The sequence below is a fragment of the Amycolatopsis sp. Poz14 genome, from assembly GCF_006704225.1.
GTDB lineage: Bacteria > Actinomycetota > Actinomycetes > Mycobacteriales > Pseudonocardiaceae > Amycolatopsis > Amycolatopsis nivea.
In genome coordinates, this window is record NZ_JACLHD010000002.1 from 591,316 (window position 1) to 610,183 (window position 18,868).

General features: G+C 68.3%; 23 protein-coding genes. 2 read left to right on the forward strand and 21 right to left on the reverse strand.

What is annotated here, in order from left to right:
• Window positions 1-47: 47 nt before the first annotated feature.
• From rpsQ to FKO37_RS46650, 16 genes are all read right to left on the reverse strand, one after another.
• Window positions 48-326, reverse strand: coding sequence for a 30S ribosomal protein S17 (gene rpsQ / locus FKO37_RS46575; protein WP_037816263.1), 279 nt, complete (start codon window positions 324-326; stop codon window positions 48-50).
• Window positions 323-568, reverse strand: coding sequence for a 50S ribosomal protein L29 (gene rpmC / locus FKO37_RS46580; RefSeq protein WP_009072314.1), 246 nt, complete (start codon window positions 566-568; stop codon window positions 323-325). The genes rpsQ and rpmC overlap by 4 nt, the downstream gene beginning before the upstream one ends.
• Window positions 568-984: a 50S ribosomal protein L16 gene (rplP, locus tag FKO37_RS46585; RefSeq protein ID WP_009072313.1), complete on the reverse strand. Its 417-nt coding sequence runs from the start codon at window positions 982-984 to the stop codon at window positions 568-570. The genes rpmC and rplP overlap by 1 nt, the downstream gene beginning before the upstream one ends.
• A 3-nt stretch (window positions 985-987) precedes the next feature.
• Entirely contained in the window at window positions 988-1,833 is an 846-nt protein-coding gene (rpsC, locus tag FKO37_RS46590) for a 30S ribosomal protein S3 (protein WP_037816264.1), read from the reverse strand.
• Window positions 1,833-2,246, reverse strand: a complete 414-nt coding sequence (rplV, locus tag FKO37_RS46595; RefSeq protein ID WP_037816265.1) for a 50S ribosomal protein L22 — start codon at window positions 2,244-2,246, stop codon at window positions 1,833-1,835. Before rplV ends, rpsC begins: the two co-directional genes overlap by 1 nt.
• Before the next feature lie 28 nt (window positions 2,247-2,274).
• Window positions 2,275-2,556 carry a 30S ribosomal protein S19 gene (rpsS, locus tag FKO37_RS46600; protein WP_003102083.1) on the reverse strand — a complete coding sequence of 94 codons (282 nt, stop codon included), beginning with the start codon at window positions 2,554-2,556 and terminating at the stop codon, window positions 2,275-2,277.
• A gap of 18 nt (window positions 2,557-2,574) precedes the next feature.
• Window positions 2,575-3,408: a 50S ribosomal protein L2 gene (gene rplB / locus FKO37_RS46605; protein WP_037816266.1), complete on the reverse strand. Its 834-nt coding sequence runs from the start codon at window positions 3,406-3,408 to the stop codon at window positions 2,575-2,577.
• 15 nt (window positions 3,409-3,423) lie between these two features.
• Window positions 3,424-3,735 carry a 50S ribosomal protein L23 gene (rplW, locus tag FKO37_RS46610; protein WP_009072304.1) on the reverse strand — a complete coding sequence of 104 codons (312 nt, stop codon included), beginning with the start codon at window positions 3,733-3,735 and terminating at the stop codon, window positions 3,424-3,426.
• Window positions 3,732-4,421, reverse strand: a complete 690-nt coding sequence (rplD, locus tag FKO37_RS46615) for a 50S ribosomal protein L4 (RefSeq protein WP_037816268.1) — start codon at window positions 4,419-4,421, stop codon at window positions 3,732-3,734. The genes rplW and rplD overlap by 4 nt, the downstream gene beginning before the upstream one ends.
• A gap of 2 nt (window positions 4,422-4,423) precedes the next feature.
• The gene (rplC, locus tag FKO37_RS46620; RefSeq protein WP_037816269.1) at window positions 4,424-5,074 is read right to left on the reverse strand and encodes a 50S ribosomal protein L3; all 651 of its coding nucleotides are present in this window, start codon (window positions 5,072-5,074) and stop codon (window positions 4,424-4,426) included.
• Between the two features lie 30 nt (window positions 5,075-5,104).
• Window positions 5,105-5,410: a 30S ribosomal protein S10 gene (gene rpsJ, locus FKO37_RS46625; protein ID WP_003102098.1), complete on the reverse strand. Its 306-nt coding sequence runs from the start codon at window positions 5,408-5,410 to the stop codon at window positions 5,105-5,107.
• Window positions 5,411-5,811: 401 nt separating this feature from the next.
• On the reverse strand, window positions 5,812-7,005 hold the full coding sequence (gene tuf, locus FKO37_RS46630) for an elongation factor Tu (RefSeq protein ID WP_037816270.1): 1,194 nt from the start codon (window positions 7,003-7,005) through the stop codon (window positions 5,812-5,814).
• Window positions 7,006-7,132: 127 nt separating this feature from the next.
• Window positions 7,133-9,232 carry an elongation factor G gene (gene fusA, locus FKO37_RS46635; RefSeq protein ID WP_037816271.1) on the reverse strand — a complete coding sequence of 700 codons (2,100 nt, stop codon included), beginning with the start codon at window positions 9,230-9,232 and terminating at the stop codon, window positions 7,133-7,135.
• 63 nt (window positions 9,233-9,295) lie between these two features.
• Window positions 9,296-9,766 (reverse strand): 30S ribosomal protein S7, encoded by a 471-nt coding sequence (rpsG, locus tag FKO37_RS46640; protein WP_007031033.1) that lies wholly within the window; start codon window positions 9,764-9,766, stop codon window positions 9,296-9,298.
• On the reverse strand, window positions 9,766-10,140 hold the full coding sequence (gene rpsL / locus FKO37_RS46645; protein ID WP_003102113.1) for a 30S ribosomal protein S12: 375 nt from the start codon (window positions 10,138-10,140) through the stop codon (window positions 9,766-9,768). The genes rpsG and rpsL overlap by 1 nt, the downstream gene beginning before the upstream one ends.
• Window positions 10,141-10,942: 802 nt before the next feature.
• Window positions 10,943-11,095, reverse strand: a complete 153-nt coding sequence (locus FKO37_RS46650) for a hypothetical protein (protein WP_101436018.1) — start codon at window positions 11,093-11,095, stop codon at window positions 10,943-10,945.
• Window positions 11,096-11,178: 83 nt separating this feature from the next.
• Here FKO37_RS46650 and FKO37_RS46655 point away from each other — a divergent pair, with 83 nt between their 5' ends.
• On the forward strand, window positions 11,179-11,658 hold the full coding sequence (locus tag FKO37_RS46655; protein WP_374204485.1) for a GNAT family N-acetyltransferase: 480 nt from the start codon (window positions 11,179-11,181) through the stop codon (window positions 11,656-11,658).
• Here FKO37_RS46655 and FKO37_RS46660 read toward each other — a convergent pair.
• The 5 genes from FKO37_RS46660 to FKO37_RS46680 form a co-directional block, all read right to left on the reverse strand.
• Complete coding sequence (locus FKO37_RS46660; protein WP_238608640.1) at window positions 11,651-12,136, reverse strand: MmpS family transport accessory protein; 486 nt, start codon at window positions 12,134-12,136, stop codon at window positions 11,651-11,653. The two genes, FKO37_RS46655 and FKO37_RS46660, sit on opposite strands and share 8 nt — an antisense overlap.
• 65 nt (window positions 12,137-12,201) lie before the next feature.
• Window positions 12,202-12,435: a hypothetical protein gene (locus FKO37_RS46665; RefSeq protein ID WP_238608641.1), complete on the reverse strand. Its 234-nt coding sequence runs from the start codon at window positions 12,433-12,435 to the stop codon at window positions 12,202-12,204.
• 18 nt (window positions 12,436-12,453) lie between these two features.
• Entirely contained in the window at window positions 12,454-12,891 is a 438-nt protein-coding gene (locus FKO37_RS46670; protein WP_238608642.1) for a hypothetical protein, read from the reverse strand.
• A gap of 41 nt (window positions 12,892-12,932) precedes the next feature.
• Window positions 12,933-14,693, reverse strand: coding sequence for a hypothetical protein (locus FKO37_RS46675; protein ID WP_238608643.1), 1,761 nt, complete (start codon window positions 14,691-14,693; stop codon window positions 12,933-12,935).
• 60 nt (window positions 14,694-14,753) lie between these two features.
• Window positions 14,754-16,616, reverse strand: coding sequence for a selenium-binding family protein (locus FKO37_RS46680; RefSeq protein WP_238608644.1), 1,863 nt, complete (start codon window positions 16,614-16,616; stop codon window positions 14,754-14,756).
• 634 nt (window positions 16,617-17,250) lie between these two features.
• On the opposite strand from FKO37_RS46680, the gene FKO37_RS46685 reads away from it, so the two are divergent.
• Window positions 17,251-18,765 (forward strand): DUF3137 domain-containing protein, encoded by a 1,515-nt coding sequence (locus FKO37_RS46685; protein ID WP_238608645.1) that lies wholly within the window; start codon window positions 17,251-17,253, stop codon window positions 18,763-18,765.
• Window positions 18,766-18,868: the final 103 nt, after the last annotated feature.

Consider the following 18,868-nt stretch of genomic DNA (forward strand, 5'->3'; position numbering starts at 1 on the left):
CGCTGTCGCGAGCCTTGCGGAACCAAGGACTCCCGAAAGAGCCCTGCTTACTTGGCCTTCTCCACGACCTGCACCAGACGCCAGCGCTTGGTCGCCGACAGCGGACGGGTCTCCATCAGGGTGACCCGGTCGCCCACGCCCGCCTCGTTGTTCTCGTCGTGCACCTTCACCTTGGAGGTGGTGCGGACGACCTTCGAGTAGCGCGGGTGCTTCTTGCGGTCCTCGAGCTCGACCACGATCGTCTTGTCCATCTTGTCCGAGACGACGTAACCCTCGCGGACCTTGCGGTAGTTCCGGGCGGTCTTCTCGGTGGCAGCCTCGCTCATGCGGCACCTTCACTTTCGGCGTCGGGAGCCACGGACAGGCCGAGCTCGCGCTCGCGCATGACCGTGTAGATCCGCGCGATGTCCGTGCGGACGGTGCGCAGCCGACGGTTGTTGTCCAGCTGCCCGGTCGCCATCTGGAAGCGGAGGTTGAAGAGCTCCTCCTTGTATTCCTTCAGACGCAGCACGAGCTCTTCGGCGGTGAGCTCACGCAGCTCGGATGCCTGTGCGGCTCCGTTAGCCATCAGAACTCACCTTCCCGGGTCACGATGCGGCACTTCATGGGCAGCTTGTGGATCGCGCGGCGGAGCGCCTCGCGGGCGGTCTCCTCGTTCGGGAAGCTGATCTCGAACATCACGCGGCCCGGCTTCACGTTGGCGATCCACCACTCGGGCGAACCCTTGCCGGAACCCATGCGGGTTTCCGCCGGCTTCTTGGTCAGCGGGCGGTCCGGGTAGATCGTCGTCCACACCTTGCCGCCACGCTTGATGTGACGGGTCATGGCGATACGAGCGGACTCGATCTGCCGGTTCGTCACGTAGCTGTGCTCAAGCGCCTGGATGCCGTACTCGCCGAAGTTGACCTTGGTACCGCCCTTGGCGGCGCCGTGGCGCTTCGGGGAGTGCTGCTTGCGGTGCTTGACCCTGCGCGGGATGAGCACGTCTCAGCCCTCCGTCTTTTCTGCGGTCTCGGCGGCCGGAGCCGCTTCGGTCGCGTTGTCGCTCTTCGCGGCGGCAGCGGCGCGACCGGCTTCGGTCGACGTCGCGGTCGTGCCCGACGCGCCGGAACGGCGCGGGCGGGACGGCCGGTCGCCGCGGTCGCGGCGCGGCGCGCGGTCCGCGGCCGACGCGGCGGCGTCGCGCTCGGCGCGCGCCTTCAGGCCGCCGACCAGCTCGCCCTTGTAGATCCACACCTTCACGCCGATGCGGCCGAACGTCGTCTTGGCCTCGAAGAAGCCGTAGTCGATGTCAGCGCGCAGCGTGTGCAGCGGGACCCGGCCGTCGCGGTAGTGCTCGGAACGGGACATCTCGGCACCGCCGAGACGACCGCCGCACTGCACGCGGATGCCCTTGACCTGCGGCGAGCGCATGGAGGTCTGGATCGCCTTGCGCATCGCGCGGCGGAACGCCACGCGGTTGCTCAGCTGCTCCGCGACACCCTGCGCGACCAGCTGCGCGTCGGCCTCGGGGTTCTTCACCTCGAGGATGTTCAGCTGGACCTGCTTCTTGGTCAGCTTCTCCAGCGCGCCGCGGATCCGGTCGGCCTCCGCGCCGCGGCGGCCGATGACGATGCCCGGCCGGGCGGTGTGGATGTCGACGCGAACCCGGTCACGGGTGCGCTCGATCTCGACCTTGGAGATGCCGGCGCGCTCCATGCCGGTGGAGAGCAGCTTGCGGATCTTGACGTCCTCGGCCACGTACTCCGCGTACTGCTTGTCGGCGTACCAGCGCGACTTCCAGTCAGTGGTGATACCCAGGCGGAAGCCGTGCGGGTTGATCTTCTGGCCCACTACCGGCCACCTGCCTTCTTGTTGCTCTTCTTCTCCGCAGGCCGCGACTCGACCACCACGGTGATGTGGCTGGTGCGCTTGCGGATCCGGTACGCACGGCCCTGGGCACGCGGACGGATGCGCTTGAGGGTCGGGCCCTCGTCGGCGGTCGCGGACTTGATCCAGAGCGTCTCCGGGTCCAGCTGGAGGTTGTTCTCGGCGTTGGCCGCCGCGCTGGCGATGACCTTCGCGAGCGGCGTGCTGGCCGCCTGCGGCGCGAACCGGAGCACGGCCAAGGCCTCGCTGACGCTACGACCCTTGACGAGCTCGATCACCCGGCGCACCTTCATCGGGGCGTCCCGGACGAAACGAGCCCGCGCGACGGCCGTAGGCAGCTCTTCGGCTGCGGCCGTGGCGTTTGACTGGGCGTTCATCTGCTTCCCTTAACTTTCTCTGGCCCGCTCAGCGGCGGCGCGACTTGCGGTCGTCCTTGATGTGGCCCTTGAAGGTCCGCGTCGGGGCGAACTCGCCCAGCTTGTGACCCACCATCGCCTCGGTGACGAACACCGGGACGTGCTTGCGGCCGTCGTGCACCGCGATCGTGTGACCCAGGAAGTCCGGGATGATCGTGGAGCGCCGCGACCAAGTCTTGATCACGGTCTTCTTGCCCGATTCGTTGAGAGCGTCCACCTTCTTGAGCAGGTGGTCGTCCACGAACGGGCCCTTCTTAAGGCTGCGTGGCATGTGCTTCTACCTCCCTGCTCAGCGCTTCTTGCCGGTGCGCCGGCGGCGGACGATCAATTTGTCGGACGGCTTGCTCTTGCGCGTGCGGCCTTCGGGCTTGCCGTTCGGGTTCACCGGGTGGCGACCACCGGACGTCTTGCCCTCACCACCGCCGTGCGGGTGGTCGACCGGGTTCATCACGACACCGCGGACAGTCGGGCGCTTGCCGCGCCAGCGGTTGCGGCCCGCCTTGCCCCAGTTGATGTTCGAGTGCTCCGAGTTGCCGACCTCGCCGACGGTCGCGCGGTTGCGCACGTCCACGTTGCGGATCTCGCCCGAGGGGAGACGCAGCTGGGCGTAGGGACCGTCCTTGGCGACGAGCTGCACGCGGGCGCCGGCGGACCGGGCCATCTTCGCGCCGCCGCCGGGGCGGAGCTCGATCGCGTGGATCACGGTGCCGACCGGGATGTTGCGCAGCGGCAGGTTGTTGCCCGGCTTGATGTCGGCGCGGGGGCCGTTCTCGACCGTGTCGCCCTGCTTCAGCTTCTCCGGCGCGATGATGTAGCGCTTCTCGCCGTCGGCGTAGTGCAGCAGCGCGATGCGCGCGGTGCGGTTGGGGTCGTACTCGATGTGCGCGACCTTGGCCGGCACGCCGTCCTTGTCGTGACGACGGAAGTCGATCACGCGGTAGGCGCGCTTGTGGCCACCGCCCTTGTGCCGGGTGGTGATCTTGCCCGAAGCGTTCCGGCCGCCGGTCTTGCTCAGCGGACGCAGCAGCGACTTCTCCGGCGTGGACCGGGTGATCTCGGCGAAGTCCGAGACGCTCGAACCGCGACGACCCGGGGTCGTCGGCTTGTACTTGCGGATGCCCATTGTCAGCTCAGTCCTTTACGCGGTGGGTCCGCCGAAGATCTCGATCGCCTTGCTCTCAGGCGAAAGAGTCACGATGGCGCGCTTGGTGTCCTTGCGCTTGCCGAAGCCGGTACGAGTCCGCTTCCGCTTGCCCTGGCGGTTGGCCGTGTTGACACTGACGACCTTCACGCCGAACACCTTCTCGACCGCGATCTTGATCTGGGTCTTGTTGGCGTCCGGACGGACGATGAACGTGTACTTGTGGTCCTCGAGCAGCCCGTAGGACTTCTCGGAGATCACCGGCGCGAGCAGGATGTCGCGGGGGTCCGGGATGGCGACCGAGCTCACTTCTCGTCACTCCCTTCCGAAACCTCGCTCGAACGCGCGAGGGCCTTGACGACCTTCCCGCGGACGGGACCTGCCACGAACGCGTCGTAGGCGGCCTTGGTGAACACGACGTCGTCGTTGACCAGGACGTCGTAGGTGTTGAGCTGGTCAGCCCAGATCAGGTGCACGTACGGCAGGTTCCGCGCGGACACCCAGGCGAGCTCCTCGTCGCGGTGCAGGACCACGAGAACGCGCTTGGCCTGGGTCGCGGCGGCGATCGCCGACTTCGCGGTCTTGGTCGACGGCTTCTCGCCGGTGACCAGTTCCGTCACGACGTGCAGCTGGCCGGCGCGGGCCCGGTCGGAGAGGGCGCCACGCAGAGCGGCGGCCTTCATCTTCTTCGGGGTGCGCTGGGTGTAGTCGCGCGGCGTGGGGCCGTGCACGACGCCACCGCCGGCGAACTGCGGCGCACGGGTCGAACCCTGGCGGGCGCGCCCGGTGCCCTTCTGCCGGTACGGCTTCTTGCCGCCACCGGAGACCTCACCGCGGGTCTTCGTGTCGTGCGTGCCCTGGCGCGCGGCGGCCAGCTGGCCCACCACGACCTGGTGCATCAGCGCGACGTTGGCCTGCACGTCGAAGATCTCCCCGGGGAGCTCGACGGTGCCGTCGGCTTTACCGGCCGGAGTCTTCAGCTCGACGCTCGTCATCGTCAGTTTCCACCCTTCGCGGCGCTGCGCACGAACAGCAGGCCGCCCTTGGGACCGGGCACCGCGCCCTTGATCAGCAGCAGGCCGTCCTCGGCGCGCACGGCGTGCACGGTCAGGCCCTGCGTGGTGACCCGGTCGCTACCCATCCGGCCCGCCATGCGCAGGCCCTTGAACACGCGGCCCGGCGTGGCGCAGCCGCCGATCGAACCCGGCTTGCGGTGCACGGCCTGCGCACCGTGGCTCGCGCCCTGGCCCTTGAAGCCGTGGCGCTTCATGACACCGGCGTAGCCCTTGCCCTTGCTGGTACCGGTCACGTCGACCGAAGTGCCAGCCTCGAACACCTCAGCGGTGATCTCCTGGCCGACCTCGTAGGTCTCGGCGTCGGTGGTGCGCAGCTCGGCGAGGTGCCGGCGCGGCGTCACGCCAGCCTTGTCGAAGTGGCCGGTGCGCGGCTTGTTCACCTTGCGGGGGTCGACCGCGCCGAACGCCAGCTGCACGGCCGCGTAGCCGTCTTTGTCGGTGGTCCGGACCTGGGTCACCACGTTCGGACCGGCCTTGACGACAGTGACCGGGACGACCCGGTTCTGCTCGTCGAAGACCTGGGTCATGCCGAGCTTGGTGCCCAGGATGCCCTTCATTTGCCTGTCAGACATGAGTTCTTATCTCCGCCGCTCGCCCAACGCTTACTGGATGTTGACGTCGACGCTCGCCGGGAGGTCGATGCGCATGAGCGCGTCGACCGTCTTCGGCGTCGGGTCGAGGATGTCGATCAGACGCTTGTGCGTGCGCATCTCGAAGTGCTCGCGCGAGTCCTTGTACTTGTGCGGCGAGCGGATGACGCAGTAAACGTTCTTCTCGGTAGGCAGCGGCACCGGCCCGACAACACGGGCGCCGGTGCGCGTGACCGTTTCCACGATCTTGCGCGCCGAGGTGTCGATCGCCTCGTGGTCGTAGGCCTTGAGCCGGATGCGGATCTTCTGTCCCGCCATGGTGGCTGCGTTCCTTGTCGTCTCGTGCCGCTTTGTCTCGTCAACCTGGGCCGGAGCCCGGGTTTCAGCAGTTCAACGGCCCTGTCCCCGGTCCACGCGGTCGGGCGTGTCGCGCCCGCCGCACAGACGGATCCCTAAGGATCGTCGTCTTGCCTGGTCTTCCTCTACGTGAGGAGGCCGCGGGCCGACACGGGGTCGTCCCTACTGGCCTTGCCCGCTAGCCTCACCCGAAGGACGAGCTCCACGGACCGTGGCCGCTCATACCAGGGCGGCCGGAACCCAGTCGATTGAAAACCGATCAGGATTCGGCCGCCCCAGGACGAGCAACCTGAATAGTGTCGCACACGTGAGTTGACGCCCTGAACTCGGGGGTGTATTGACCCGAATTCAGGGCGCCGACGTCACTTGTTGATCTTGGTAACCTGGCCCGCGCCGACGGTCCGGCCACCCTCGCGGATGGCGAAGCGCAGACCCTCGTCCATGGCGACCGGCTGGATCAGCACGACGCTGATGTCCGTGTTGTCGCCCGGCATGACCATCTCGGTGCCCTCGGGGAGGGTCACGACGCCGGTCACGTCCGTGGTGCGGAAGTAGAACTGCGGGCGGTAGTTGTTGAAGAACGGGGTGTGCCGTCCGCCCTCGTCCTTGGACAGGATGTAGACCCGGCCCTCGAACTCGGTGTGCGGGGTGGTGGTGCCCGGCTTCACGACGACCTGGCCGCGCTCGACGTCCTCGCGCTTGATGCCGCGCAGCAGGAGGCCGACGTTGTCGCCCGCCTGGCCCGAGTCGAGCAGCTTGCGGAACATCTCGACACCGGTGACGGTGGTCTTGGTCGACTTCTCGCGGATACCCACGATCTCGACCTCTTCGTTGACGTTGACCTGGCCGCGCTCCACGCGACCGGTCACGACGGTGCCGCGGCCGGTGATCGTGAAGACGTCCTCGATCGGCATCAGGAAGGGCTTCTCGAGCTCGCGCACCGGGTCCGGCACGTTGTCGTCGACGGCGTGCATCAGCTCGAGCACGGCGTCGGCCCACTTCTGGTCGCCCTCGAGGGCCTTGAGGCCGGAGACGCGCACGACCGGCGCGTCGTCGCCCGGGAACTCCTGCGAGGACAGCAGCTCGCGGACCTCCAGCTCGACGAGCTCGAGGATCTCCTCGTCGTCGACCATGTCGGCCTTGTTCAGCGCCACGACGATGTAGGGCACGCCGACCTGGCGGGCCAGCAGCACGTGCTCGCGGGTCTGCGGCATCGGGCCGTCGGTGGCCGCGACCACCAGGATCGCGCCGTCCATCTGCGCGGCACCGGTGATCATGTTCTTGATGTAGTCAGCGTGACCGGGGGCGTCCACGTGCGCGTAGTGACGCTTCTCGGTCTGGTACTCGACGTGCGAGATGTTGATCGTGATACCGCGCTGCTTCTCTTCCGGCGCGTTGTCGATCTGGTCGAACGCACGGGCTTCGTTCAGCTCCGGGTACGCGTCGTGCAGAACCTTGGTGATCGCCGCGGTCAGCGTGGTCTTGCCGTGGTCGACGTGACCGATGGTGCCGATGTTGACGTGCGGCTTGCTCCGCTCGAACTTCGCCTTCGCCACTGGAATGTCCTCCTGGACTGGATTTGCTTTGTGCTCGCGGGGCAGCGTGGCTGCCGCCCCGCGAATGTTCCTTCGTCGTTGCTGCGGACGTTCAGGAGAGTCCCTTAATGCCCGCGAGCGGAGGGGATTACTCCCCCGTCGCCTTCGCGATGATTTCCTTCGCGACGTTCGCGGGAACCTCGGCGTAGGAGTCGAACACCATGGAGTAGTTCGCCCGGCCCTGGGTACGGGACCGCAGGTCGCCGACGTAGCCGAACATCTCCGACAGCGGGACCAGTGCCTTCACGACACGGGTACCGGCGCGCTCCTCCATGGCCTGGATCTGGCCACGGCGGGAGTTGAGGTCGCCGATCACGTCACCCATGTAGTCCTCGGGAGTCGTGACCTCGACGGCCATCATCGGCTCGAGGATGACCGGGCCTGCCTTCTTCGCGGCTTCCTTCATCGCCATGGAACCGGCGATCTTGAACGCCATTTCGGAAGAGTCGACCTCGTGGTACGCGCCATCCAACAAGGTGAACTTCAACCCGACGAGCGGGTAGCCGGCCAGCACGCCGTACTGCATCGCGTCCTGTGCGCCCGCGTCGACCGACGGGATGTACTCCCGCGGCACGCGGCCACCGGTCACCTTGTTGTCGAACTCGTAGAGAGCACCGTCGGTGCGCTCGAGCGGCTCCAGCTTCACGATGACCTTCGCGAACTGGCCGGAACCACCGGTCTGCTTCTTGTGGACGTAGTCGAGCTTGTCCACGGTCTTCTTGATGGTCTCGCGGTAGGCGACCTGCGGCTTGCCGATGTTCGCCTCGACCTTGTAGTCGGACTTCATCCGGTTGACCAGCACCTCGAGGTGCAGCTCGCCCATGCCCGCGATGATCGTCTGACCGGTGTCCTCGTCCAGGTTGACCTGGAACGTGGGGTCTTCCTCGGCGAGCTTCTGGATCGCCAGGGAGAGCTTCTCCTGGTCGGCCTTGGTCTTCGGCTCGATGGCCACCTTGATGACCGGGTCCGGGAAGGTCATGGACTCGAGCACGACCGGGTTCTGCGCGTCGGCAAGGGTGTCACCGGTGGTGGTGTCCTTCAGGCCGATGACCGCGTAGATGTGGCCGGCCAGAGCCTCGTCGACCGGGTTCTCCTTGTTGGAGTGCATCTGGAAGATCTTCCCGATGCGCTCCTTGCGCTCCTTGGTCGCGTTGACGACCTGGGCGCCGGAGGCGACCTTGCCCGAGTAGACCCGGATGTAGGTCAGCTTGCCGAAGAACGGGTGCGCGGCGATCTTGAACGCGAGCGCGGAGAACGGCTCCTCGGTCGTCGCGTGCCGGGTGACCGGGGTCTCGCCGTCGGGCAGCAGACCCTCGACCGGCGGCACGTCCAGCGGCGACGGCAGGTAGTCGATGACCGCGTCCAGCATCGGCTGCACGCCCTTGTTCTTGAACGCGGAGCCGGCGAGCACCGGGAACGCCTCGCGGGTGACGACCAGCTTGCGGATGCCGCCCTTGATCTCGTCCTGGGTCAGCTCTTCGCCCTCGAGGAACTTCTCCATCAGCGCGTCGTCGGTCTCGGCGACGGCCTCGATCAGCTTCTCGCGGTACTCGGCCGCGCGGTCGGCCAGCTCGGCCGGGATGTCCTCGACGGAGTAGTCGTCGCCCTTCTGCACCTCGCCGCGCCAGACCAGGGCCTTCATCCGGACCAGGTCGATGACGCCCTCGAACTCGTTCTCCGCGCCGATCGGCAGCTGGATGGCCAGCGGCCGGACGCCGAGACGGTCCGAGATGGTCTGCAGGGTGTAGTAGTAGTCCGCACCCAGCTTGTCCATCTTGTTGACGAAGCAGATGCGCGGGACGTCGTACTTGTCCGCCTGCCGCCAGACCTGCTCGGACTGCGGCTCGACGCCTTCCTTGCCGTCGAAGACGGCGACCGCCCCGTCGAGCACCCGCAGGTTGCGCTCCACCTCGACGGTGAAGTCGACGTGCCCGGGGGTGTCGATCAGGTTGATCTGGTAGTCGTTCCAGAAGGTGGTGGTGGCAGCCGAGGTGATGGTGATGCCTCGCTTCTGCTCCTCCTCCATCCAGTCCATCGTGGCGGCGCCGTCGTGGACTTCGCCGAGCTTGTAGTTGATCCCGGTGTAGAACAGGATCCGCTCGGTGGTGGTGGTCTTACCGGCGTCGATGTGCGCCATGATGCCGATGTTGCGGACCTTGTTGAGGTCGGTCAGCACTTCACGTGCCACGAGAATGTTCCCCTGTCTCGAACGTGGGGCCCGGCATGGCTTCTATCGGCAGCCGGGCGGTCATCACCAGCGGTAGTGCGCGAAGGCCTTGTTGGACTCGGCCATCTTGTGCGTGTCTTCGCGACGCTTGACGCTGGCGCCAAGGCCGTTGCTCGCGTCCAGCAGCTCGTTCTGCAGCCGCTCGATCATCGTCTTCTCGCGGCGGGCCTGCGAGAAGGAGACCAGCCAGCGCAGCGCCAGCGTGGTGGAGCGGCCGGGCTTGACCTCGATCGGCACCTGGTAGGTGGCGCCACCGACGCGGCGGCTCTTCACCTCGATGGTGGGCTTCACGTTGTCGAGCGCGCGCTTCAGCGTGACGACCGGGTCGGTGCCGGTCTTCTCGCGAGCGCCTTCGAGAGCGCCGTAGACAATGCGCTCGGCCAGGGACCGCTTGCCGTCCTTCAGCACCTTGTTCACCAGCTGGGTGACCAGCGGGGAGGCGTAGACGGGGTCGGAGATCAGCGGCCGCTTCGGCGCCGGACCCTTGCGAGGCATTAGCTCTTCTCCTTCTTCGCGCCGTACCGGCTGCGCGCCTGCTTACGGTTCTTCACACCCTGGGTGTCGAGCGAACCGCGGATGATCTTGTAGCGAACACCCGGCAGGTCCTTGACCCGGCCACCGCGCACGAGCACCATCGAGTGCTCCTGCAGGTTGTGGCCTTCGCCCGGGATGTACGCGGTGACCTCGATACCGCTGGTCAGCTTCACACGAGCAACCTTGCGCAGGGCCGAGTTCGGCTTCTTGGGAGTCGTGGTGTACACGCGGGTGCACACGCCACGACGCTGCGGGCTCCCCTTGAGGGCCGCGGTCTTCTGCTTGGCAGCCTTGTCCTGGCGGCCCTTGCGGACCAGCTGCTGGATCGTGGGCAATGGACCAGCTTCCTGTCGTGATCTTGCTTCTTCGTGTCTTCACCGGTCCCCGCGGTCGGGCGTGTCGGCCCGCGTCACGGTCTCTCGACCGGTAACTTCCCGGAGGGATTTTCCGTCGGAACCCCACGTGGCGAGGCCGGTGAACCGGGTGCAAAAGCACCCCGCTCATGCCCAACGGCACGCGGAGCGGCCCGACGCCTGCCGGGCACGGTCTCCAAAGATACCCGTCCACTCGCGGAGCGGTCCGGGCGGGGGGTCGCTACGGTCGCCGACCGGTCATCGTAACCCCAGATCGGGGCCTTGGGACGGTGCCGCGCGGGACTTCCCGAGATGCAGAACGCGGGGCTCGGCGACGCTATTCCCGGACGGGTTCCCGCGGTCAGAGCGCACTTCGGTTCGCATGCCGGGACGGGGCGACCAATGAATGGACGCGCGCCGGGCATCGCTCGCCGACCACCGCGCCGAGAACTCTCGGCGGCGTTAAGAACGCGAGAGAAATTCTTCAGCGGCAAGAAGAAGAGCCGCCGGGTGTTCCACAATGGACCTCGCCCGGGGTGACAAGCACCTCACCGGAGGCGGCGCCCGCCTCAGGGCTGGGCGGAGCCGCGAAAACCGGCCCGGCGGTGTGCACCCGCCGGGCCGGGGTCAAACCTCGTCGGACCGGGCCGCGGGTCAGTCCTCGCCTGGACCGAGCCGCGGGTTAGTCCTCGTCCGGACCGAGCCGAGGGTCAGTCCTCGCCCGGCCGGGTCAATCCTCGTCCAGGCCGAGCCGGAGATCAGTCCCCGTCCGGCCAGCCGAGGGTCAGTCCTCGTCCGGCTTCGCGTGGTCGGGCTTGCCCGGGTTGGGGTCGCGCGACAGATCGATCAGCGGGTGCACTCCAGCCCCCTCCGGCGCGGCATGGCTGCCGCCGGTCTTCTTGTCCCCCGGCTGGTCGACGTTCTCGCTGCCGTCCATGTCGCCTCCTCGTTCGGTTCCCCTGCCGGACTGCACGGTACCTGCCGGGGAAATCGGTGGACGGACTCCCCAAGATGAGGGACGTGGACTGGAAGATCAGCGAAATCCCGGCCGAACACCCCGACGCGACGGCGATCCTGCGCGAGTACATGGACGAGGTGGCGTCGCGGTATTACGGCCGTCCGGCCACGCCCGCCGAGGTGGACGAGGCGCTGGCCGACGAGCCCGCCGACGGCCTCGTCGCGCCGACCGGGGCGTTCCTGATGGCCTATCGGGACGGGAAACCGGCCGGTTGCATCGGGGTCCGCGTGGTCGAGCCGGGACTGAGCGCGTTGACGAAGGTGTACGTGCGCCCGGAGCACCGCGGGCACGGCGGCGGGAAGCTGATCGTCACGGCGGCCGAAGAGGCGGCGAAGCGGCTGGGCTCGGTCCGGATGCGGCTCGACACCCGGGACGACCTGGTCGAAGCACGCGCGCTGTACGCGTCGATGGGGTACGCGGAGGTCGTGGCGTTCAACGACGACAAGTACGCCGAGCACTGGTTCTCGAAAGACCTCAGCTGAGCCGTCCCGCGCAGCTGGCGACCTCGCCGTCGGCGGCTTTCGCGGACCGCGCCAGCATGCCGTTCACCGAGATCCGGCATTCGACCGGGCCGCTTGACTGGCCCATCAGCTGCACGGTCGGCGCGACGGCGGACTTCGGCCAGGTCAGGGTCTTGCGCCAGGGCAGCGGCACGGACAGTTCCTGGTGCACCAGGCCGAGGCCGTTGTCGTCGTAAACGACGGTGGCGGTGCCGGAGCCGGCGAGTTCGTAGGTGATCTGCCAGCTGGACGGAGCGGGCGCGGCCGGCGCGGTGGACGTCGTCGGGGCCAGGGTGCGCGTGATGGTGCGGTCCGGGGCGCGCTGCGGCACGGCCGCGGTCGGCGTCGAGACGGCGACCGGGGCGGGCGCGGGGTCGTCGCCGAGGATCACTGCTGCCGCGGCGACCGCGGCCACCGCGATCCCGGCGATCGCGAGCCGGCCGATCAGCTGTCTGTCCATGGTCCTTCTTTCCGGGGTCCGCCGGCGGTTCCCGGGGACGAGGGGAACCACCGGCGGGGTCGGGGTCAGCCGGGCAGGATCCGGCCGGGGACGCCGTTCAGCGACTGGATCAGGCCCAGCACGGGCACGCCGAGCGGCGCGAACGTCCAGATGTTGTTCAGGTTCGCCGTGTCCGGCTCGTCGACCACGACGACACCGGGCTGGTCCTGCGTGGCGGCCAGCGCGGGAGCGGCGGCGCCGAGCACCGCGGCTCCGGCGAGCGCGGTGGCGGCTACGGCGCGGACGACTGTCTTCTTCATGGCTTTCTCCTTCAGTGCTCAGGAAACGGCGGTGACGAGGTTGAACACCGGCGCGAGGAGCTGCGCCGGGGCTTGGGTGGTGGGGCCGAGGAGGCTGCCCGCGTCGAGGCCGGGGACGACCCAGATCGACGGGCTGCCGCCGCTCGGGGCGCCCGGGAGGCCGGGGAGGCTCGGGGTGGGCAGACCACCGGTGGGAAGCGCGGGCAGGCCGCCAGTCGGCAGGGCTGGAAGGCCGCCCGTCGGCAGGGAAGGCAGGCCGCCGGTCGGCAGGGAAGGCAGGCCAGCGGGGAGACCGGGAACGGAGGCTCCCGGCGCGGCGGCCTGGCCAGCGGCGACCGCGGGCTGGGCGGGAGCGGACGCGTCCGGGGTGGCGGCGCTGGCCGCTCCCCCGCCGAATCCGGCGAACGCCCCGGCCGCGGCGAGCGGCAGCAGGATCCGGGCGGCAGTGCGTTTCATCAGGGGTTTCCTTTCTTCGGGGTACTTCGGGGAACTGCGGGTCAGCGGAGCGCGCCGCTGATCGGGACGATGGTTCCGTCGGGGATCCACTGCCCGGCGTAGTCGCGCGCGGCCTGCATGCCGGGCGCGTGCGGTTCGTTCGGGTACATCGGCATCGCGTTGACCTGCGCGGCCGCGAACAGCTGCACCTCGCCGTTCACCGCTGTCCACTGTGGACCGAGCCAGGTCCGGAAACCGCCCAGTGACGGGCTTTCTCCGCCGAAACTGTTGCCGACCGCCACCGCGTAGCTCACCGCGAGCTGGTCTCGCGGGTCGAAGCGCAGCGGCATGGCCGCGCTGGCCACGGTGTTGACGATGGGTCCGTTGAGCAGCCACGGCGCGAGATAGAGGCCGAACTGGTGGGTCGGCTTGAGCCGCTGTGACTCGGCGGCGCGACTCATCGCGAGGTACCCGTCGCTCCAGCCGGAGACGACCACCAGTGCGGTATCCGCCGCCGCGTCCGGGCGTACCGGCAGCCCGACGCGAGCGGCGGTTTCGCGGACGAGCTGGGCGGCTTGCACCCCACGTGGCGACTTGTCCTCGACCAGCGTGATCGCTGACGGTTTCCGCGAGGCGAGGAATTCGACCAGCTTCACCAGCGAACCGCGGTCCTCCGGCGACAACGCGTCCGCCGGGCAGCTGGTGAGCACGTCGCGTTTCTCCGCCACCAGACCGCCGAGTGCGGCTTCAGCGCATTCCGGCGCGTCGGCGTCCGACACCGCCGGGCCCGCCTCCGTGCCCGCGTCGACGTCGACCGTGGTGGTCGCGTCGCCCTTGTGCACGACGAGAGTGCTGCGTCCGGGCGGAAGGTCGACCTCGGCCCAGCTGCCTTCCGCACCGGCGCGCGCCGCCGCAGTGGTCACGGTCCCGCCCTCGACGCCGGCGGACAAGTCCGTGCCCGCGCTCGCCGGGAAGTGCACGAGGTTGCGTCCGGGCCGTTGCGGGCTGACCAGCACCGGCACGCTCGCGCCGCCGACGGTCGCGTCCGCCAGCAGCGGCACTCCGGGCACCGGCAACGGCGCTGGCTGCGGCACCGCGGCGAGCGCACTCCACGCGACGAAACCGAGCGCGACCCCGGCGACGCCGTCGCGGTAGCCGCGAATGGAAGCGTTGCGGGACAACAAGATTGCCGACACGACGGTGACCGCGGCGGGCAGCAGGACCACCACGATCAGCGAGATGCCGAAGAGTGTTTCGTACAGCCGTCGGTCGAAGGCGACTCCGGAGACGCCGAGCTGCACGACGCCCGCAAGCGTCAACAGTCCGGCGAGGCTGACCGACAGCGGCCCGACGCGCAACGGCGTCGAGCGCCACTCCTCCACCGGCACCCACGCCGACAGCAGCGTCACGCCGAACCACAGTGCAGCCGCGGCGACGTACACAGTGTCGATGGCGAAGGAGATACCCGTGCCGTCGACGGAGGTCTCCAACACCACGAGTACGACCAGCGCGAGCGAAGCCCAACGGCCCGCCGAGGGCCACCGAAGCAGCACCGGCACCGCCAACGCGAGCACGATGTGCACGATCAGCGCGACGAGGTTGACGTCGACCGTCGCCGCCGACACCGCGGCCAGCACCGCCGAGCCGACCCCCAGCGCGCCGGTGGTGAGCCACAGCTTGCGCGGCAGCGGTCCGACGAGCGGACGCAGAATCCCGGTACCGGCGAGGAATGCCGTCGCCAGCAGCAGTATCAGCCGCAGCACCAGCGCGGCACTGTCCACCCCGGACGATCCGGTGGCGGCCGGAGTGACGTGGTGATCCATGGAGACCTTCTTCGGGGAGAGTCCCGGCGCGCGGACGGGCGCCCGCGCGCCGGGAACGAGTTACTTCACGTTCTGGTCGGCGACCACGAACAGCTCGGAGTGCGGCTTGGCGTTGCCGAAGTCCCCGTGCGGCCACGACTTCCGGTTGAAGTTGATGCCGACCTGGCCGGTGAACTCGTCGCGGAAGTTGGCGTCGACCGCGACCTTCCCGTCCGGCGACAGGTTCAGCAGGTTGACCTTGTGGTCACCGTCCAAACCGGACCGGGCGACGAAGTAGTTCGACACCGCGATGTGCTGCGGCTGCTGGGTTTCGTGGTAGAAACCGTCCTGGCCGAGCGCGAAGTTGTCGTACGCGCCCCAGTGCGGGCCCGCCCCGGGCACACCCGGGTTGATCGGCGCGGAGCCGACGACGGTCGGCAGGTCTCCCCCGCCGCCCTGCTGCGCCTTCTCCACGGTGTCGACGCGGCCCTTGATGTCCTCGACCTTGTCGCCCGCCGCGACCAGCTTCTGGATGTCGAGCACGTACACGCCGCCGGTGGTGCCGGGGTCGTCCGGGCCGAGCGCGCCCTTCTGCCTGCCCTGCACCGCGTGGTACAGGAACCGGTCGTCCGGGCTGGTCTGCAGCCAGCCGCCGTTGGAGCTGGCCCCGTTGGAGTCGTTCTGCGAGTAGATCGGCTTGCCCGCGGTGCCGTCGTCGAACACCTCGATCCAGTGCGGGTCCTTCGCGGTGATGTCCGGTGTGTAGAAGATCGCGCCGCCCTGCATCGTCTCGGCGAACGCGCCCTTGTGGCCGGGCAGGTTCGTCACCGTGGTCTCCATGACCGCGCGGCTTTCCGAGTGCAGCGGGTCCGCCGGATTCGCCCGCGGGCCGTCTTGCAGGTAGGACACCGCTTTCAGCTTCGGGTGGTTGCGGTCGGAGATGTCCCAGGTGCGGATCGTCGGACGGCGCAGATACGGCGACGGCTGCTTCACCGGGTCGAGAATGATGTTGCGCGGTTCGGCGTAGTCACTGGTGACGAGGGTGTTGAGGTCCTCGCGCGCCTGCACGCCGTGCGGGTTCGCGCAGGACGGTTTGCCCAGCTGCGGCAGGTTGTCGCACAGCTTCGCGTTGTCGCCCTGCGGGGTCGCCGCCGGATTCTGCGACAGCACCTGCGCGTTCTGGTCGAAGTGCACAACCTCCCCCGGACTGCCGGCGAAACCGTTGCCGATCTGCGTGGAACCGTCCTGGTACGCGTACGGACCGGGCACGACCGGCCCGCCCATGTACGTGCCGTACGCGGTGCCGTCCTTCAACACCCAGTACGCGTCCGGCACGGAACCGCCGAGCGTCTGCGTCGGCAGGCTGATGCCCTTGAGCTTCAGCTGCGGCAACGCACTGACGTCGAACGCGTACGTCGCCGCGGCGAACAACGCACCGGCGTAGATCGTGTCGCCCTTGTGCCACACGTACTGCATGTGGTGCGGCTCGTTCTCGACAAGCGGCCCGACGGTCGCGGTGTTCACCACCTTGCCGTACGTCGGCGAGCCCTGCGTCGCGTCGATCACCGCGAGGAAATCGGGACCGGGCAAGGCATTCTTGACTTTGCCGAGACCGCCGCCGAGCGATCCCGGCAGGTTTTTGACGTCTTTCACCGCGGTGTCGGCGATGTTCTCGTCGCCAGCCCAGACCAGCAGCCACTTCTTCGGCGTGCCGTCCGCGGAACGCGCTTGCGCGGCAAGGTCCTTGCTCACCAGGTGGTTCTGCACCCAGTACTGCTTGCCGTCGGACGCGGTTTTGGCGTCGGTGACCACTTGGACGTCGGCGTAGGCGCTGGTGCTGGACCCGGTGTAGGTCACCGCACCGATCGCGAGCGCGACCGCGCCCGCGACGGTCAGCGCTTTCCGCCATCGGGGCGGGGCGCCCGAGGAGGAGCTGAATCGCATTGTGTCTCCCTGTTCGTGTTCCCGTGAAGCGCCCGCGAAGGCACTTCTTTCCCCGTTCTCCGGGCAGCATGAAACCCACCCGGAACGGGAAAAGCGGTTATCCCCTCGGGCCACAGAAACCCGTTGCGGGGCAAGAGAAATCAGCCAGCCGAACGCGGCCGGAAGAAAAGGTCAGGAATTCCTACACAGCGCGCTGGCCTGCTGACGCAGATCAACGTGCAGGCGCCACACGAGGGCAACCGGAATGGACATGCGCGAAATACTCTGGCGAACCGCACGCACTGTCAATGCGGTGATCAATCGTGGGAACGTCGACCGAAGGGGTGAATATCCCACGAACTGGGCCGACTTGCCCGCCCCTCGCCCTGACATCCGGCTGGAGCGGCGGCGCTGACCTGCGATGCTCCGTTCGGCCCAAAGTATGTTCGGCGCTTCGGCGTCCGAGGTGGGGCTGTTCGCCCGATATGTTCGTTACCTTTTCGTGATCGAATCCCGGGAACTCTGGCCTCTTCTCGCCGACGGAGCCGCACGAACCGGTACGAAACGGCATACTCCGCTCCGGGGCCGAGGGTGCTAAGAACCCTCGGCCGACGACGGCGAAGAACCCCGCGACAACCTCAACCTGGGCGAATTGATGGCTGAACCGCTTCCCTGGTACATCGTTCTCGGCTTCCTGGCCTCGTTCGTCCTGCTCTGGATCGCGGGCCGGACCGAGGGCGGCGGCACGGTCACCTCGGCGATCAGCAACATCGCCTGCGGCCTCGTCTTCCTCGGCACGACGCTGACCTGGTTCACCGTCAGCATGGAAGTCCGCGCGCCGCTGGCGGTGTGGATCGCGCTGCCGGTGGCGTTCGTCGCCTTCGTGCTCTGGCAGTCCTGGCGGCAACGCGATTCGCTCCGCCGCCTCGGCGTCACGAACGAGGCGAGCTTCGGGGTGCTGCCGAAGCGAGGCCGCACCGTGGCGTTCGACCAGCAGGACAGCCTCTCGCTGCGGCGAGTCCTCGAGCTCGAACACCAGGGCCATCGGCTGCTCGGCGTCGAATACCCGCTCAGCGAGCCGGACACGGTCACCGACCGGGCCACCGACCGCGTCGGCGGCATCTACTCGATGATCGAACTGCGGATCCCGGCCAGCCCGGCCCTGCTGATCACGCCGAGGGTCGGCGCGTTCGAACCGGACTACAGCACCCCGTTCGAGGACGCCCGGATCACCCGGATCCAAGTCGGCACCCCGAAGCCGCCGGGGAAGCCGCAGGAGTTCCTGGCCGAGGAGCTGCAGAGGTTCGCGGTGGATCCCGAATTCGACCGCCGTTTCGAGGTCACCACGGAGGATCCGGAGTTCGCCGCCAAGGTGCTCACCCCGGAAGTGCGCGAGCTGATCCTCAACGACCTGTGGTTCCGGGTCCACGAGGTCGTGTTCGACCGCGACGCGCTCTGGACCGCGGAAGCGGACGGGCTGAACGAAGACCGGCTGCTCGGCAACGCCCGCCACCTCGCGATCTTCGCCGCGGCTGTCACGCCGAACCTCTGGCGCGACACCGAGTTCTCCCGGGTGACCGCCCGCGCCGAAACCGGCTACGACCTGTGGTTCGGCCAGCGCCGCGGCTTCGTGCGGAACCGGGTGAATCGCTACCGCGAATCGATGGACCGGCAGCCGCTCGCCCCGACGACGGTGCTGACGCGCTCGCTGCTCGCCACGGCCATGGTGGTGGGCGGTCTGCTGCCGATCGCCAACGGCTTAGCCGTCGCCGCTGGCCTCTCCGCGGAAGTCCCGCTCACGGTCCTCGAATCCGACAGGGGCGACACGGGCCATGCCTGTGGCGCCAACCGCACGCAGATCTGCGGCAGCAGGTCGCCCGCGGTCCGCGGTACTTACCAGCTCGACGGCCGGACGCACGAGGTCGTCACCAGCTGGTCCTCCGGCGAACTGCCCGAACGCGGCGACGTCGTCGACGTGCGGATCGGCCCGATCTGGTGGTACACGGTCTTCCAGAACACCACCGCCGTCGTGACGACCATGCTCGGCGCGCTGGTCCCCCTCCTTCTCGGGTTGCTGTTCTTCAAGACGATCTTCCGGCCGCGCGCTCCCCGGCGGGTCCGCATCCTGCGCGAGATCAGGGAATCCCGGCAGGTCGGGTCCCCGTCTTAGCGAGCCGGATTGCTGACCTGCGGCAATCCGGCGCCGCGGATTCCGCACTCTTGAAGCACGAAGCCGACAGAAGCGGCATAATCCCGCACATCAGCGAGGTGCA

What these genes read in the sequence shown, in the direction of transcription:
- FKO37_RS46660 (WP_238608640.1), bottom strand. Translation starts at nt 12,136, where the DNA reads ATGGACAGACAGCTGATCGGCCGGCTCGCGATCGCCGGGATCGCGGTG.
- rplC (WP_037816269.1), bottom strand. Translation starts at nt 5,074, where the DNA reads ATGTCTGACAGGCAAATGAAGGGCATCCTGGGCACCAAGCTCGGCATG.
- rpsQ (WP_037816263.1), bottom strand. Translation starts at nt 326, where the DNA reads ATGAGCGAGGCTGCCACCGAGAAGACCGCCCGGAACTACCGCAAGGTC.
- rpmC (WP_009072314.1), bottom strand. Translation starts at nt 568, where the DNA reads ATGGCTAACGGAGCCGCACAGGCATCCGAGCTGCGTGAGCTCACCGCC.
- FKO37_RS46665 (WP_238608641.1), bottom strand. Translation starts at nt 12,435, where the DNA reads ATGAAGAAGACAGTCGTCCGCGCCGTAGCCGCCACCGCGCTCGCCGGA.
- rplB (WP_037816266.1), bottom strand. Translation starts at nt 3,408, where the DNA reads ATGGGCATCCGCAAGTACAAGCCGACGACCCCGGGTCGTCGCGGTTCG.
- rplV (WP_037816265.1), bottom strand. Translation starts at nt 2,246, where the DNA reads ATGAACGCCCAGTCAAACGCCACGGCCGCAGCCGAAGAGCTGCCTACG.
- rplD (WP_037816268.1), bottom strand. Translation starts at nt 4,421, where the DNA reads ATGACGAGCGTCGAGCTGAAGACTCCGGCCGGTAAAGCCGACGGCACC.
- FKO37_RS46685 (WP_238608645.1), top strand. Translation starts at nt 17,251, where the DNA reads ATGGCTGAACCGCTTCCCTGGTACATCGTTCTCGGCTTCCTGGCCTCG.
- rpsS (WP_003102083.1), bottom strand. Translation starts at nt 2,556, where the DNA reads ATGCCACGCAGCCTTAAGAAGGGCCCGTTCGTGGACGACCACCTGCTC.
- FKO37_RS46675 (WP_238608643.1), bottom strand. Translation starts at nt 14,693, where the DNA reads ATGGATCACCACGTCACTCCGGCCGCCACCGGATCGTCCGGGGTGGAC.
- FKO37_RS46680 (WP_238608644.1), bottom strand. Translation starts at nt 16,616, where the DNA reads ATGCGATTCAGCTCCTCCTCGGGCGCCCCGCCCCGATGGCGGAAAGCG.
- rpsJ (WP_003102098.1), bottom strand. Translation starts at nt 5,410, where the DNA reads ATGGCGGGACAGAAGATCCGCATCCGGCTCAAGGCCTACGACCACGAG.
- FKO37_RS46650 (WP_101436018.1), bottom strand. Translation starts at nt 11,095, where the DNA reads ATGGACGGCAGCGAGAACGTCGACCAGCCGGGGGACAAGAAGACCGGC.
- rpsG (WP_007031033.1), bottom strand. Translation starts at nt 9,766, where the DNA reads ATGCCTCGCAAGGGTCCGGCGCCGAAGCGGCCGCTGATCTCCGACCCC.
- FKO37_RS46670 (WP_238608642.1), bottom strand. Translation starts at nt 12,891, where the DNA reads ATGAAACGCACTGCCGCCCGGATCCTGCTGCCGCTCGCCGCGGCCGGG.